We start from the raw sequence: 14,323 nt of genomic DNA on the forward strand, positions 1-14,323 counted from the left end.
TTTGAACACTGCACCAAACCCCTGAGATTGGACACGGCCACCTTGCGAGAATTTACCGCCCGCTTTGCCACCGCCGAGGAAATCGACAACTGGGACAAGCACGTCACGGCCAACCCGAACGGCGGCAACATGCTGCAGTCCGACGCCTACGCCGCAGTCAAGGACGGTAACGGCTGGTTGGTCCGCCGGCTCGTCATCGAAACCCAGGAGTACAGCAGCTACAACTTGCTCCTCGAGAAGAAGTTCCCTGTCCTGGGCCGGCTCTGGTATCTGATCAAGGGCCCGGACGTTGCTGCTGTGGAAGACATCCAGCCCCTGCTGAAGGCCGTGGCTACTTTGGCCAAGAAACAGAAGATGAACGTCTTCACCATCAAGATAGAGCCCGACGTCGTGGAGTCACCTGAGGTGACCGCGCAACTGAAAGCCGCCGGGTTGGTCAAAGCGCCCAACATCCAATCCAACGACTCCACTGCCATTCTGGATATCTCGGCCCCGGCCAACGAAGTGCTGAGGAGCATCTCCTCGCGTGCACGCAACGCGGTCCGCAGGGCCGAGCGCGAAGGGTGCGAGGTTGTGCAGGGAGAGCCCGGCGAGGACAGTTACCGCAAGCTGTACGCCCTCATGCGGAACACCATGGACGCTAAAGGGGCCATGCCCCTGCGGAGCTACGAGTACTACGCAAAGTTCTGGGAAGAGTTCTGCAGCCGCGGGCAGGGCCACTTCTTCTTCGTCCATGAGGACGGCGCACCCAGCGTTGGTGCTTTCGTGATCAACTACGGATCAAAGGCCACGTACAAGGACGGTGGATCCACCCAGAACCGTAAGCAGTACGGCGATTCACACCTGGCGCAGTGGGCGGCAATCCAGCGTATGCAGGAGCTCGGATGCGTGGAGTACGACTTCTGCGGAACTCCGCCGGCCGCGCACATCAAGGACAAGTCCCATCCGCTTTATGGCTTGGGATCGTTCAAGACAAGCTTTACCAAGACCGTCACGGATTTTGTGGGTTGCTACGACCTCGTCCTGGGCCCTGTCCGCCACAAGCTGTGGGTCAAGGGTGCGGAGCGCATCTTCCGTCGGCTCGAGACCACGCGCACCGGCGGACAGTTCTACTAGGAGCGGGCCCCGGGCGACGCCACTCCACAAAGTCCCCAAGCTAAATTCAGGCCCGCCCCGGCCACCAACGGGTGCAAATCTACTGTTAGGTGAGGTAATTTCTTTGACTCCGATTGAGGCTGGAACCGACATGGAATTCGTGATTCTCAGTGACGCTGATTTCGAGACATTCGCCAAGGGACACCCGCAGGGCAGCTTCATTCAGTCCTTGGACCTCACGCGATTCCAGCGTGCCCGTGGCCAGGAAGTGGAACTCTTCGGAGTAACGCAGAACGGCGGCCTGATCGCTGCAGGAAAGCTGGTCTACACGGCCAACCGCCTGGGCTACAAGACCGCTGACTGCGCCAAGGGACCCCTGATGGACTACAGCGATCCCACCCTGGTGAGGTTCGTCGTCGAGCAGTTGAAGAAGCACGCGGCCGGCAAGAAGGCCGCCGAACTGCGGATCTCGCCCAACATCCGGTACATCGCCCGGGACGAAGAAGGCGCCGAGCACCCCGAAGTTGAGGACAACCGTCCGCTGCTGAAGGAATTCGAAGGGTTGGGCTTCAAGCACCAGGGCTTCGAGATGAACTTCGCCAACATCAACTGGATGTTCATCAAGCAGCTGGATGGGATCGCTGATTCCGAAGAGCTCATCATGGGCATGAACTACCGCACCCGCAAAGCCATCCGGAAAGCCGAGAAGAACGGCGTCTACCTCGAACAGGCAACGCTGGAGACGCTGGATGAGTTCTACAACGCACTGAGCACTGCCGGGGACGAGAAAGGCTTCACGTACCGCGAACGCGAGTACTACGAGCAACTGCTCCGCAACACCTCGGACGAGTTCACCAAGCTCATGATGGCCAAGATCAACATCCCGGAATACCGGGCCTCGATCACCGAACGGCTCGATGCCGAATCCAAGACCCTCGCAGACCTGAAGCGGGAAGTCGAGGAGACCGGCAGCAAGAAGAAGGCCAACAGGGTCAAGGTTGTCCAGGACCTCGTTGACAGTTACGAGCGCAGCCTCAAGGACATCGAACGCTTCCCGGATTCAGTCGGCGTAGCCACTGTGGCCGCCATCCACTTTGCCTGCTCCGGCGAGGAACTGGTGTGCGTCATTGGCGGCACCGTACAGGACTACATCTACTTCAACGGCGCTACGTCCCTCTACTGGGGCATGATGCTGCACGCGTTGAACAACGGATACTCGCGGTACAACTTCTATGGCACATTCGGCATCCAGGGCCAGGATGAAACCGGCCACGGAGGTTACGAGTTCAAGAAGGGCTTCGGCGGCGAAGTGGTCCAACTGGTGGGGGACTTCGTGGCCCCGGTCAATCCGGTCATCTTCCACGGATACCGCGCGGTCAGGAAGCTCGCAGGGGCCGCCCAGACAGTGCTGGGACGATTGCCACTTGAGAAATTGCCGGTAGTAGGAAAACTTCGGAGGAACCGCTAATCACACAAGCCAAGGGAGGATCACCGCGTGACTGAACGCCCCGACGGGTCCGCCAGCAGGCCCCATACTGACGGGTTGCCCAAAACGCAGCCGCTGCGGCCATCCCAGGTCCGGCAGAACGTCAACGCCAAACGCATGCTCATGCGCTTGGTCCAAGGTGACAGCCCGCCCACGGCACCCATGAACATCGTGGACCGGTTGGCAGGAAGCCCTTATGCCAACCCCACCATCCAGGTGGTGGGAGTGGATGCTTCCGCCCGCAAAACCATCGACTTCGCCCTGCATCTGGCCGAGGTCATGTTCCGCTACGGTGCCGGTGCCCTTGAGGTGGAGACCAGCATGATCGCGGTGACGGCGGCGCTGGGATTGAAGAACGTTGAAGTGGACATCACCAACCAGTCGGTGGCCATTAACTACGCACCCAAGGACCAGACACCCATCACGCTCCTGCGTGTTGTCCGCTCCTGGACCAACAACTACGCGGGGTTGGCGCAAGTGCACCAACTGGTGACTGACATTGTGGCCGGGGGCGTGGGGCGCGATGAAGCTGTGCGCCGCTTGAACGAGATCATCCGCAGCGCCAAGCCGTTCCCTCGCTGGATGGTCACCATTGCGTTCGGTATTTTCTCGGCCGTTTTCGTGGGCGTCCTTGGCGGTGGGCTGGGTGCGTCTGCTGTGGCTTTCTGCTCCAACATCCTGATCAGCCTGCTGTCACGGCAGTTGGCACGGTGGCGGACGGCGGACTTCTTTAACACCATGGCGTGCGCGTTCCTGGTTACCTTCATTGCCCTGATGCTGCGGTGGGCTGGTGTGGACATTGCTCCGTCCATTGTGGTTGCCGGTGGGATCCTGCTGCTCCTGCCAACGGGTCGCCTTGTCTCTTCAGTGCAGGACGCGATCAACGGCTTCCCTGTGACTGCGGCGGGTCGTTTCCTTTCCACGGCGTTGACGTTCGGTGCCATCGTGGCCGGTATCGGTGTGGCCGTGGTTGTCGGAACGCTGATGGGCAGCGCCGTCCTGGATGTCACTGATACATTCCCCGACGCGTACCCCTTGTGGGGGAGGGCGATCCTGATCGCCATCGCGGTGGTGGCCATCGGCGTCACCGAACAAACGCAAATGCGCTTGTTATTCCCGACGGCGGCAGTCGGCTTGGTGGGCTTCTTCGTTTTGTGGGGGGCCGGCGCAGCCGGACTCGGCGATCGCTTGTCGCCCGCAGTGGCTGCGGTGGTGATCGGCCTGCTGGGCCGGGTAGTGGCGCTCAAACTCGGTGCGCCGCAGCTGGTGGTCGCAGTTCCCGCCGCATTGATCCTGCTTCCCGGCCTCACCATCTTCCGGTCCATGTATGTTTTGACCGTGGAAGAGGGAGACATCCTCCTTGGTGCGGGCGGGATGCTCAACGCCGGGGCCATCGTGCTGGGAGTGGCTGCGGGCATCGTGCTCGGGGACAACCTGGCCAGGCCGCTGACGAAGGGCCTGTCCAGCAATGAGCGGCGCAGGGTGCGCAGGCGCTGATGATCCAACGATTAAAGGCACCGCCTGGAGGCGGTGCCTTTCGTCGCTAATGCGCAGCCAGTGCTAGCGGCTGAGGCTAGATCTTCCCGACCGGAAGCTTTTTCTCGGCCTGGAACACTTCCTCCACGCGGCCTTGCGCCCAGTAGCCGGACAGTGAAACCTGGGAGCGCTCCAGCCCACGCTGTACGAAGAAAATCTCCCGCAGGCCTTTCATGTAGCCCCGCTCGCCGTGGGCGAAGACGTCCACCCGGCCTGGAAGCCATTCGGTGCTGCGCAGGGCTTCGAGCAGCAAGTCACTGGAACCCGCAGGTACTCCGTTGCGGTACAGCCAGTGCAGCTTGACCCCCGAGGGTGCCGAGATGGGGAGGATGTCCGCTTCGCTGTCCACCTCAAGGAAGACTGTTCCGCGGGCCTCAGGGGCAAGGGCCTCCACGCAGGCAGCGATGGCCGGGATCGCGGCGTCATCGCCGGCGAACAAGTACCAGTCGGCTTCCGGGGCCGGGTTGTAAGCGCCACCGGGACCCGTGAAGACCAACGAGTCGCCGGGTTTGGCCTCTGCTGCCCATGGACCTGCCAGGCCTTCATCGCCATGGACCACGAAATCAATGGCCAGCTCCCGGGCTTCCAGGTCCACCCAGCGGATGGTGTAGGTCCGGGTGTGCGGCCACAGTTCCCGCGGCATGGTCTCGCGGATGGCCCACAGGTCCAGGGGGAGCTGGTAGTCAACGCCGGGCTGGGGGAAGACGATCTTGACGTAGCGGTCCACGTACTGGTTGTTCGCGTAGTCGCCGAAGCCCGGTCCGCCGGCCACGATCCGCACCATGTGTGGTGAAAGGCGTTCGTTCCGCAGGACTGTCAGGTTGACCTGCGGGCGTGTTGTGCGGGTGGCGGACGAAGTGACAGGGAGAGCAGTCATATAGGTAAGCCTAAGCTAATTACCTGCACGTCTGCTGGGGATGAGTCGAAGGTTACACGCCCTCTTGCATGTCCCAGGTGCTTCGGGAGCCAGATGAGTGAGCGTTGGGTTTGAAGGGCTTGGGATGTGAGTGAGCGTTGGGTTTGAAGGGCTTGAATGTGAGTGAGCGTTTCAGGACGAGCGGTTACAGGACAGGCAGTTCCCAGTTGACTGGTTGGGCGCCCTGTTCGAGAAGCAGCTCATTGCTGCGGCTGAAGGGCTTGGAACCGAAGAAGCCGCGGGAGGCGGAGAGGGGACTGGGGTGGGCCGAGATGATCGAGGGCGCTCCTTCGAGCAGCGGCACGACGCCCTCGGCGTCCTTCCCCCAGAGAATGGCCACCAACGGACTACGGCGCCCCACGCCGTCGGTACGGTTGACGACGGCGGTAACTGCCGCCGTCGTGATGGCCTCCCATCCTTTGCCACGATGTGAGCCGGCATCTCCGGCTTTGACGCTGAGGACGCGGTTCAGCAGCAGGACGCCTTGATCCGTCCAGGCGCTGAGGTCGCCGTGGACCCGGGGTGGCAGGCCAAGGTCGTCGTGGAGTTCGCGGTAGATGTTGGCCAGGCTTCGCGGGATCGGTCGCGTTTGCCGTGATACCGCAAAGGAAAGGCCGACGGCGTGTCCCGGCGTGGGGTACGGGTCCTGCCCAAGGATCAGCACTTTGACGTCGGCCAACGGTTGCTGGAAGGCGCGCAGAAGGTTGTTGGCGGCCGGAAGGACGTGGGCCCCGCTCTTGGCTTGGCCCGCCACAAAGGCCAAGGCGCTGCGAAGCTGGCCTTCTACAGGGCGGAGGGCGTCGGCCCAGTCCGGGGCCATCAGCTCTTCCAGCGGGCGATCGGGCAGCCCGGCGAAACCGGCCTCCCCCAGGTCGGTCGGCTCAAGGTCAAAGAGTGCATCCTCGCCATTCACTCCGCCATTGTCTCCCGCGCGTGCCCGGCCCGGCGAATGACAGTGTTGGCGAATGACAGCGTTGTTATTCGCCCGTAACATGGGGGTAGGACATTTTCCCAACAAGCGTCGAAGGAGTATGCCGTGGCAGAGCCCGCACCGGAACCAATGGCGCCGCGGTCAGGTGGTTTTGCCCTCGAAGACCTTGCGGCCGGGACCCGCAGCGATTCGCCGCTCAGCGAACGGGACCAGCAGATGCTGGCCCTGGAACGGCAGTGGTGGAAGTACTCAGGGGCCAAGGAACAGGCGATCCGCGAGCTGTTCGATCTCTCGGCTACACACTATTACCAGATCCTGAACGCACTGATCGATACTGAAGACGCGTTGGCCCACGATCCCATGCTCGTCAAGAGATTGCGTAGACTACGTACGTCCCGCCAGCGCGCGCGGACGGCACGTCGCTTGGGGTCCGACGCGTAAATCGCCAGGCTGATCTGTCAGCAGCAACCAGCAAGGACATCGCTTCACCATGACCAAATATGCCAAGGACGAATTCGACCAGGTCCCGCAGAACACCTCCCGGCAGGGCGTTCACCGTGACGCCCAGGAGACTGCGCGTCCCACACTGTGGCCGGTCCTGACCGTTGGGGCGGTGGCCCTGGTCCTCGGACTGGTGGCCTTCCTGGTCCTGCCAAACCTCGGCGTAGTAGCTCCCACTGCGGCGCCCAGTGTCTCGACGCCGGCGCCTCAGCAAAGCGATGCGACGCCTTCTGCTGCTCCGAGCGAATCCAGCAGTGCGCCGTCTGCTTCCAGTGAACCCACTCCGTCCGAGAGCCCTTCGGCAACCACATCTTCCGCTCCCGTGGACAAGACCACCCCCGTAGCGGTCTATAACGGAGCAGGCACCGCAGGTTTGGCGGGCCGGGTGGCCGGCCTGGTGCAAGCAGATGGCTGGACATTGGGCACGGTGGGCAACTGGGGCGGACTGCCGCAGCAGACGTCCGTCATCTTCTACAACACACCCGGGCAGAAGGCCAACGCCGAGGCGCTCGGCGCGTTGCTGGGAATCCAGTCGGTTGTTGAATCGCCTGAAATCCAGCAGCCCTTGGTGGTTGTGGCAGGACCTGGCTACCAGTAGCCCTCCGGCCCGTCCCAAGGCCCCAAAGCCCCAACTCGGTTAAGCCTCAATAACAAAACCCATGCCCTGGCCCTCCGTGGGAGCGCCGGCAGAGTGACTGTGGTTACAGTGGATTAGATCCGGTACGGAGATCCCGGCAACCGGTCTTGGCTACTGCGAAAGTGTGGGCATCATGGCATTGGGAACCGTCAAATGGTTCAACGCCGAAAAAGGCTACGGATTCATCACTGTGGATGAATCGGGTGACGACGTCTTTGTGCACTGGTCATCCATTCAAATGGACGGATTCCGTGCCCTTGAAGAGGGCCAGCGGGTCGAATTTGAACTGGGCGAGGGGCAGAAGGGGCCGCAAGCCGAAGGCGTGCGCGTCGCGTAGCGCCAGGCCGGCTTCCGCATCATCCGGGTCAGCCCTCGGCATCCGGGTCAGCCCTCGGCTGAAAGCCCTGTGTTTATAGAGCAAAATGGCATCTCTGCTTGCACTCTCCCCGGCCGAGTGCTAATTATTGATTTAGCACTCCTATGGTTCGACTGCTAAGTCCAGGCCGGTTTACTCCGGGACTGGGCAGCGTCCGTTCCAGCGGAGGATCAAGAAACACCTTGGTGGGGTGAGGTCCGGAGCGCGGGGCATACAGAGGCCGCGGGCAAGGGACCGTCCGTCGCGGGCACCCTATCTGACAGGTACCTTCTTAACGACTGTCCCGAAAGGACTACCGCCGTTATGGCCAAGATCATTGCATTTGATGAAGAGGCACGCCGCGGCCTCGAGCGGGGCCTGAACATCCTCGCAGACGCCGTCAAGGTCACCCTCGGCCCGCGTGGACGCAACGTCGTCCTCGAAAAGAAGTGGGGCGCCCCCACGATCACCAACGATGGTGTTTCCATCGCCAAGGAGATCGAACTGGACGACCCCTACGAGAAGATCGGTGCAGAACTGGTCAAGGAAGTTGCCAAGAAGACGGATGACGTCGCTGGCGACGGTACTACCACTGCAACCGTCCTCGCCCAGGCATTGGTGAAGGAAGGCCTGCGCAACGTTGCCGCCGGCGCCGACCCGCTGTCCCTCAAGCGCGGCATCGAGAAGGCTGTTGAGGCAGTCATCAACGAACTGCTGTCTTCCGCCAAGGAAATCGAGACCAAGGAAGAGATCGCAGCTACGGCTTCCATCTCCGCCGGTGACCCGGAAATCGGCAGCCTGATCGCCGAAGCCCTGGACAAGGTGGGCAAGGAAGGCGTTATCACGGTCGAGGAATCCAACACCTTCGGTCTGGAGCTCGAACTCACGGAGGGCATGCGCTTCGACAAGGGTTACATCTCCGCTTACTTCGTCACCGACGCTGAGCGCCAGGAAACGGTCCTCGAGGACCCGTACATCCTGATCGTCAACTCCAAGATCTCCAACGTGAAGGAACTCGTCACGGTTCTGGAGAAGGTCATGCAGTCCAACAAGCCGCTGCTGATCATCGCCGAAGACATCGAGGGCGAGGCCCTGGCCACCCTGATCGTCAACAAGATCCGTGGCACCTTCAAGTCCGTCGCCGTCAAGGCTCCGGGCTTCGGTGACCGCCGCAAGGCACAGCTGGCCGACATCGCCATCCTCACCGGTGGTCAGGTCATCTCCGAAGAAGTTGGCCTCAAGCTCGAAAACGCCGGCCTCGAACTCCTCGGCACCGCCCGCAAGGTTGTTGTCACCAAGGACGAGACCACCATCGTTGAAGGTGCCGGCGACGCAGAGCAGATCGCAGGCCGCGTGGCCCAGATCCGCGCTGAGATCGAGAACTCCGATTCCGACTACGACCGCGAGAAGCTGCAGGAGCGCCTGGCCAAGCTGGCCGGCGGCGTTGCAGTTATCAAGGCCGGTGCCGCAACCGAGGTTGAGCTCAAGGAACGCAAGCACCGCATTGAGGACGCAGTCCGCAACGCAAAGGCTGCCGTTGAAGAAGGCATCGTTGCCGGTGGTGGCGTTGCCCTCATCCAGGCCGGTGCCAAGGCATTCGCCAACCTCACCCTCGAAGGTGACGAGGCAACCGGTGCCAACATCGTCAAGGTTGCCATCGACGCTCCGCTGAAGCAGATCGCCTTCAACGCCGGCCTCGAGCCGGGCGTTGTGGTGGACAAGGTTCGCGGCCTGCCTTCGGGCCACGGCCTGAACGCTGCCACGGGCGTCTACGAAGACCTTCTGGCTGCCGGCGTGAACGACCCCGTAAAGGTCACCCGCTCGGCTCTCCAGAACGCTGCTTCCATCGCTGGTCTCTTCCTGACCACCGAGGCTGTAGTTGCTGACAAGCCCGAGAAGAACGCTCCGGCTCCCGGCGGCGACGACATGGGCGGCATGGGCGGCTTCTAAGCCCCTCTGCTGTAGCAATACAGCGCCCAGGCGTCACGCTTTAGAGCAAACGACGGCGGTCCCCACTTTTTGGTGGGGGCCGCTGTTTTGTTGTGCGCACCCAAGTAGGTAGCAGTACATGCCGTTATGAGCGCTCAAAGGGCATCCACTGCACCTACTTGGGTGTTATCACGGATTCAGTGTCGGTGGGGTCTGGCAGGATTAACGTTATGACGATTATTGCTGCCGCCGACGGGTCCGCCCTCGGCAATCCTGGGCCGGCCGGTTGGGCCTGGTACGTTGATGACTCCTGTTGGCGCGCAGGAGGTTGGCCGCATGGCACCAACAACCAGGGTGAGCTCATGGCTGTCCTGGACCTCTTCCGTTCCACGGCGCACGTGCCGGAGGAAGAGCTGCTGATCCTTTGCGACAGCCAGTACGTCATCAACTGCATCAGCAAGTGGATGCCAGGCTGGAAACGCAAAGGCTGGCGCAAAGCCGACGGCAAGCCTGTGTTGAACGTGGACCTTCTCAAGGACATCGACCAGGCGATAGTTGGCCGCAAGTACACCTTCGAATGGGTCAAAGGACATGCCGGGCACGACCTCAACGAGGCAGCCGATGAGCGGGCACGGGCTGCAGCGACGGCCTTCCAACAGGGTGTCGCGCACCGGAGCGGCCCCGGCTTCCCGGGCGCGCAGGGGCAGGACCACGAGCTCGTGAAAGCCTCCGCGCCGGGTGGAACGCAGACCTCCGCGCAGGGCGGACCGCAGAACCTTACGCAGGCAGGGGTTCCAGCGCCGGCTCCGGCGCTGGTTCCGGTACAGGTGCCGGCGCAGGGCCGGGCAGCCTCCAGCCCTGCCAGGAGTGAACGCAGCACCCGACCACATTTTGAGCCGACGCTCTTCGGAGAATCAGGCATCTTTGGCCAACCGGATCTTTTCAGTGAGCTCGAGGATGCTTCCACCCAGGAGCTCTCCGCTGAGGAGACGGTGCTGGCGTTGGAGCGGGAACTTCTTCGGCCCGACGTTCGCGCCGACATTGGCAGGATCGGTGTGCTGCTCCACCCCGACTTTGCCGAGATTGGCAGCTCGGGACGGTTCTGGACGCGGGACGCCATGATGATGGCCCTGGAAGAGGACCCCGGCGAACCCACGGAGCTTGAACTGCTCAGCGCCGACCGTCTCAGCGAAAACACCATTTTGCTGAACTATCGCAGCTTCTCCCACGCGGGCTCGGCACTGCGCAGCTCTGTCTGGATATTGGACCGCGGTCAATGGAGGCTCCGGTTCCATCAGGGGACGCTGGAAAGCTAGGGTTTTTGAACGTCCAGGCACCGAAGGGCTCGGCTGTGTCACCTGCCGACTTGCATCATGCTGTCTGATGACATGCTGGCCGATGGGCTACTGGCTGATGATCTGATGACCTCCTGACCGAAGTCCTGCTGACCGAAGTCCTACTGACCGAAGTCCTACTGACCTATGACCTGCAGGGCCGGCATGCACAGGGGGAAGACAGCCGGCCCCGCAGGAGCTCATAGGGAAAGGTGCTCAGTAGGCGAAGCGCTGCGTGTTTCCTTGCTCCACCTCGGAGTAACTTGTGGCGGCCGAAGCCAATGCCAGGTTGATGGATGCCAAGGAGTCCTCAACCTTTCCCTGGGTAACTGACCATTCAAGGACCAAGGACCGGAAGTTGGTGGCGGCGGATCCCCGCCACGTTGCCTCCAGCTCGTCCAGGCCGCGCTTCATGGCCAACACATCGGAGCTGATGCGATCTACGGTTCCTTTTACGTTGGCCGATTTGAGCTGAAGCAACTCGGTATCGACGGAGATGACGCTCATGGGTGGTGCCTTTCGACGAAGATGTTCCGCTCATCGCGGTGGGATGCGTGGGCCACAACATTGAGCCTAGGCACCCGCCGGTAGCCCCGGAACACAGCTTCGCCGCTATGTGGACAACTGCCGGACAGCAGGGGTATGTGGACAACGGCCCCAGCGTTAGTTGGATACCAACTCTGCCGGCTCTTCGCGGAACGGAAGGCTGACCTCCATGGTTGCGCCTCCGCCTTCGGTCTCCGTGACCCGCACGGTACCTCCATGCGAGCCAACAATGGCGGCAACAATGGCCAGGCCCAGGCCGCTGCCACCGGTCTCGCGGGTCCGGGAGGTGTCGGCGCGGTAGAAACGCTCGAAGATCTTGTTGGTTTCCGCGTCCGGAATACCGGGCCCATGATCCCGGATCTCTATGACCGAGAACGTTCCCGAAGCAGTAGTTCGAACACCGACAGCCAGCTCAATGGGGCTGCCCTCGGGCGTGTACCGCAGCGCGTTGCCCACCAGGTTGCCGATGACTTGGCGCAGTTTGGCCTCGTCGCCCTGGACGGGAGCAGCGGTGGGGGAGTCGCCGTCGAGTCCTGTGAGGGTGATGCGACGGTCTCCGGAGGAGGCCTTGGTGTCCACCACGGCGTCATGGGCAAGGAGTTGCAGGTCCACTGGCTTGAGTTGAAGCGGACGCTGTTCGTCCAGGCGTGCCAGCATCAACAGGTCCTCCACCATGGAGCCCATCCGCTTGGCTTCGCTCTCGATCCTGCCCATGGCCATCGCGACGTCTTCCTCGCTGGTCAGCGCACCGTGGCGGTACAGCTCAGAGAAGCCACGGATGGTCACCAAGGGGGTGCGCAGTTCGTGGGAGGCATCGGCTGCGAAGCGGCGCATCCGCCCTTCGGAAGCTGCCCGGGCTGCGAAGGAGGCTTCAATATGGGCCAGCATGGCATTCAGGGAACCGCCGAGCCGGCCGACTTCGGTGTGGGGGTTGTCTACGTCCACACGCCGGGACAGATCGCCCGCGGCAATGGCGGCGGCCGTTTTCTCCACCTTGGCCAACGGACGGAAGGACCGGGCAACAGTCCACGTGGCGATGAAGAACGCCAATACCAGCGTCAAAAGGCCAACGCCCACCACCACCAGGACCGCATGTTCCATCACTTTGTCCACCGGGCTAAGAGGCAGCCCGATGATGACCACGCCGCTTTGACCGCTGGTAACCACGACGCCCAATGCAATCACACGCCAGTTCGTGCCGGCTGTGCCTTTGACTTGGAAAGGGGTTGTGCCGCGCTGCCTGGCTTCAGTAGGAGTGATATTGGGGATCGCGGGACGGTCAGTTTGGCTGCCACCCAAGGGATAAGGATCAAAGCCGTCGACGTACAGGGTGAGCGAGTAGTCCGTGGGTACGGCAGAGCCGCTGGGTGCGATGGGGTCCGGCTGAGTGGGATTCAGGAAGGACTTCTCGTTCTGCGCCAAGGCGACCGCGGCCTTGAGTTTGTCATCCACCTGGCCTTGCAGGTAGCTCTTGACGAGCGTCAGGGTTCCCGCACCTGTGGCCGCCAAGGCCAACAGCAGCAGGCCCATAATGATGGCGACGAGTTGGGACCTCAGGGACGCCGATTTCCAGCGTTGCAGCAAGGTCAGCGCTTCTCTGCCGTCCGCAGCACGTAGCCCACGCCGCGCTTGGTCTGGATAAGGGCCGCGGCATCGGGATCAATGTCCACTTTGCGCCGGAGGTAGGAAATGTAGGACTCCACGATCGAGGCGTCGCCGTTGAAGTCATACTCCCAAACGTGGTCCAGAATCTGGGCCTTGGACAGTACTCGGTTGGGGTTCAGCATGAGGTAGCGCAGGAGCTTGAACTCGGTGGGGGACAGCTCGATCACTGTGCCGCCGCGGCGGACCTCGTGGGCGTCGTCGTCGAGTTCGAGGTCGTCGACGCGGATCACGGCGTCGTCGTCCTCCAAGGGCTGGGTGCGGCGGAGGACCGCCCGGATCCGCGCCACTACTTCGTCCAGGCTGAACGGTTTGGTGACGTAGTCATCGCCACCAACTGTCAGGCCGGTGACTTTGTCCTCGGTGTCGTCCTTCGCGGTCAGGAACAGGACAGGGAAGTGCTTGCCTGCTGCGCGGAGGCGGCGCGTCACCGTAAAACCATCCATGTCCGGCAGCATGACGTCCAGGACGGCGAGGTCCGGAGCGTGGAGGTCGGCTGCTGCGAGGGCTTCGCGACCGTTGGACGCGGCAACGACCTCGAAACCTGCAAAGCGCAGGGACGTGGAGAGAAGCTCGCGGATGTTGGGTTCGTCATCGACGACAAGGAGCTTGGCTTCGGGGCCGTTCTTTTTCATGACACCCATGATGCTCCCAGAAACTGGGAGTTATCTGGACGCTGCATGTGAGCCCTCTGCGTAGCTTGCTACGCCCCGAGCGCCAGTCCCGCACCCAGCGCCACCATGGTGACGGCTATGCCGCCATCCAGGAAACGCCACGAGCGGGGCCGGGCAAAGAAGCCCCGGAGGAAACGGGCGCCAAAACCCAGGGAGCAGAACCATAGGATGCTTCCCAGCATTGCGCCGGCCCCGAACCACCACTGCAGGGGAGTGCCTTGTGCGCTGGCAATGGACCCGAGGAGCGCGATGTCCAGGTAGACGTGCGGATTGAGCCAGGTCAGGGCCAGGACAGTGGTGACCGCCGCTGCTGCGCCCCGTTTCGCGCCGCCGTCGTTCCTTGACCCCTCACTGGTGGTCAGCGCCTGCGGACGGAGTGCGCGCCGGGCCGCCAGGACTCCGTAGGTCACCAGGAAGGCGGCCCCCACATAGCGAAGAACGACGACGGCGGCAGGGGCTGCCGTAATGAGCGCACCGGTGCCAAGTACTCCGGCAGCTATCAGCACGGCGTCGGAGAGGGCGCAGACCGCGACGATCGGAACGATGTGTTCGCCGCGGATTCCTTGCCGGAGGACGAAGGCATTCTGGGCGCCAATGGCGACGATCAGGGCAAGGCCGGTGGCAAGGCCGAGGCCTGCGGACTGGAGGAAGTCGGTGTAGTTCACTCTTCGAAACTACGGCTGGATGTGCCCTTAGACCAGCTAATGATTCTGATGCAGCA

At 62.4% G+C, this 14,323-nt stretch carries 14 protein-coding genes; 8 read left to right on the forward strand and 6 right to left on the reverse strand.

Going from position 1 to position 14,323, the window contains the following annotated elements; translation table 11 throughout:
- The first annotated feature begins 27 nt into the window (after positions 1 to 27).
- The 3 genes from LDN85_RS05020 to LDN85_RS05030 all read left to right on the forward strand — a co-directional run bounded on the left by LDN85_RS05020 (position 28) and on the right by LDN85_RS05030 (position 4,078).
- The gene (locus LDN85_RS05020) at positions 28 to 1,116 is read left to right on the forward strand and encodes a peptidoglycan bridge formation glycyltransferase FemA/FemB family protein (protein WP_223944769.1); all 1,089 of its coding nucleotides are present in this window, start codon (positions 28 to 30) and stop codon (positions 1,114 to 1,116) included.
- Between the two features lie 130 nt (positions 1,117 to 1,246).
- Positions 1,247 to 2,563 carry a peptidoglycan bridge formation glycyltransferase FemA/FemB family protein gene (locus tag LDN85_RS05025; protein WP_026543244.1) on the forward strand — a complete coding sequence of 439 codons (1,317 nt, stop codon included), beginning with the start codon at positions 1,247 to 1,249 and terminating at the stop codon, positions 2,561 to 2,563.
- A gap of 27 nt (positions 2,564 to 2,590) precedes the next feature.
- Positions 2,591 to 4,078 (forward strand): threonine/serine exporter family protein, encoded by a 1,488-nt coding sequence (locus LDN85_RS05030; protein WP_026543243.1) that lies wholly within the window; start codon positions 2,591 to 2,593, stop codon positions 4,076 to 4,078.
- Between the two features lie 76 nt (positions 4,079 to 4,154).
- Here LDN85_RS05030 and LDN85_RS05035 read toward each other — a convergent pair whose 3' ends face one another.
- Both LDN85_RS05035 and LDN85_RS05040 read right to left on the reverse strand, forming a co-directional pair.
- Positions 4,155 to 4,994, reverse strand: a complete 840-nt coding sequence (locus LDN85_RS05035) for a siderophore-interacting protein (protein WP_091551102.1) — start codon at positions 4,992 to 4,994, stop codon at positions 4,155 to 4,157.
- A gap of 184 nt (positions 4,995 to 5,178) precedes the next feature.
- A complete protein-coding gene (locus LDN85_RS05040) occupies positions 5,179 to 5,946 on the reverse strand; it encodes a uracil-DNA glycosylase (RefSeq protein WP_223944770.1) in 768 nt (255 codons plus the stop codon).
- Between the two features lie 147 nt (positions 5,947 to 6,093).
- On the opposite strand from LDN85_RS05040, the gene LDN85_RS05045 reads away from it, so the two are divergent.
- The 5 genes from LDN85_RS05045 to LDN85_RS05065 all read left to right on the forward strand — a co-directional run bounded on the left by LDN85_RS05045 (position 6,094) and on the right by LDN85_RS05065 (position 10,702).
- Positions 6,094 to 6,405, forward strand: coding sequence for a DUF3263 domain-containing protein (locus tag LDN85_RS05045; protein WP_223945422.1), 312 nt, complete (start codon positions 6,094 to 6,096; stop codon positions 6,403 to 6,405).
- Between the two features lie 49 nt (positions 6,406 to 6,454).
- The gene (locus LDN85_RS05050; RefSeq protein ID WP_026543239.1) at positions 6,455 to 7,063 is read left to right on the forward strand and encodes a LytR C-terminal domain-containing protein; all 609 of its coding nucleotides are present in this window, start codon (positions 6,455 to 6,457) and stop codon (positions 7,061 to 7,063) included.
- Positions 7,064 to 7,235: 172 nt separating this feature from the next.
- Positions 7,236 to 7,439 carry a cold-shock protein gene (locus LDN85_RS05055; protein ID WP_026543238.1) on the forward strand — a complete coding sequence of 68 codons (204 nt, stop codon included), beginning with the start codon at positions 7,236 to 7,238 and terminating at the stop codon, positions 7,437 to 7,439.
- 342 nt (positions 7,440 to 7,781) lie between these two features.
- Entirely contained in the window at positions 7,782 to 9,407 is a 1,626-nt protein-coding gene (gene groL, locus LDN85_RS05060) for a chaperonin GroEL (protein WP_026543237.1), read from the forward strand.
- A 209-nt stretch (positions 9,408 to 9,616) separates the two neighbouring features.
- On the forward strand, positions 9,617 to 10,702 hold the full coding sequence (locus LDN85_RS05065) for a ribonuclease HI family protein (protein WP_026543236.1): 1,086 nt from the start codon (positions 9,617 to 9,619) through the stop codon (positions 10,700 to 10,702).
- 234 nt (positions 10,703 to 10,936) lie between these two features.
- On the opposite strand, the gene LDN85_RS05070 is transcribed toward LDN85_RS05065, so the two are convergent.
- The 4 genes from LDN85_RS05070 to LDN85_RS05085 all read right to left on the reverse strand — a co-directional run bounded on the left by LDN85_RS05070 (position 10,937) and on the right by LDN85_RS05085 (position 14,267).
- On the reverse strand, positions 10,937 to 11,227 hold the full coding sequence (locus LDN85_RS05070; protein ID WP_026543235.1) for a WXG100 family type VII secretion target: 291 nt from the start codon (positions 11,225 to 11,227) through the stop codon (positions 10,937 to 10,939).
- 156 nt (positions 11,228 to 11,383) lie between these two features.
- Positions 11,384 to 12,850, reverse strand: a complete 1,467-nt coding sequence (locus LDN85_RS05075) for a HAMP domain-containing sensor histidine kinase (protein WP_223944771.1) — start codon at positions 12,848 to 12,850, stop codon at positions 11,384 to 11,386.
- 2 nt (positions 12,851 to 12,852) lie between these two features.
- Positions 12,853 to 13,563, reverse strand: coding sequence for a response regulator transcription factor (locus LDN85_RS05080; protein WP_026543233.1), 711 nt, complete (start codon positions 13,561 to 13,563; stop codon positions 12,853 to 12,855).
- Positions 13,564 to 13,631: 68 nt separating this feature from the next.
- Entirely contained in the window at positions 13,632 to 14,267 is a 636-nt protein-coding gene (locus tag LDN85_RS05085; protein ID WP_026543232.1) for a LysE family transporter, read from the reverse strand.
- Between the last annotated feature and the right edge of the window lie 56 nt (positions 14,268 to 14,323).

It is taken from the genome of Arthrobacter sp. StoSoilB20, from assembly GCF_019977295.1.
GTDB lineage: Bacteria > Actinomycetota > Actinomycetes > Actinomycetales > Micrococcaceae > Arthrobacter > Arthrobacter nicotinovorans_A.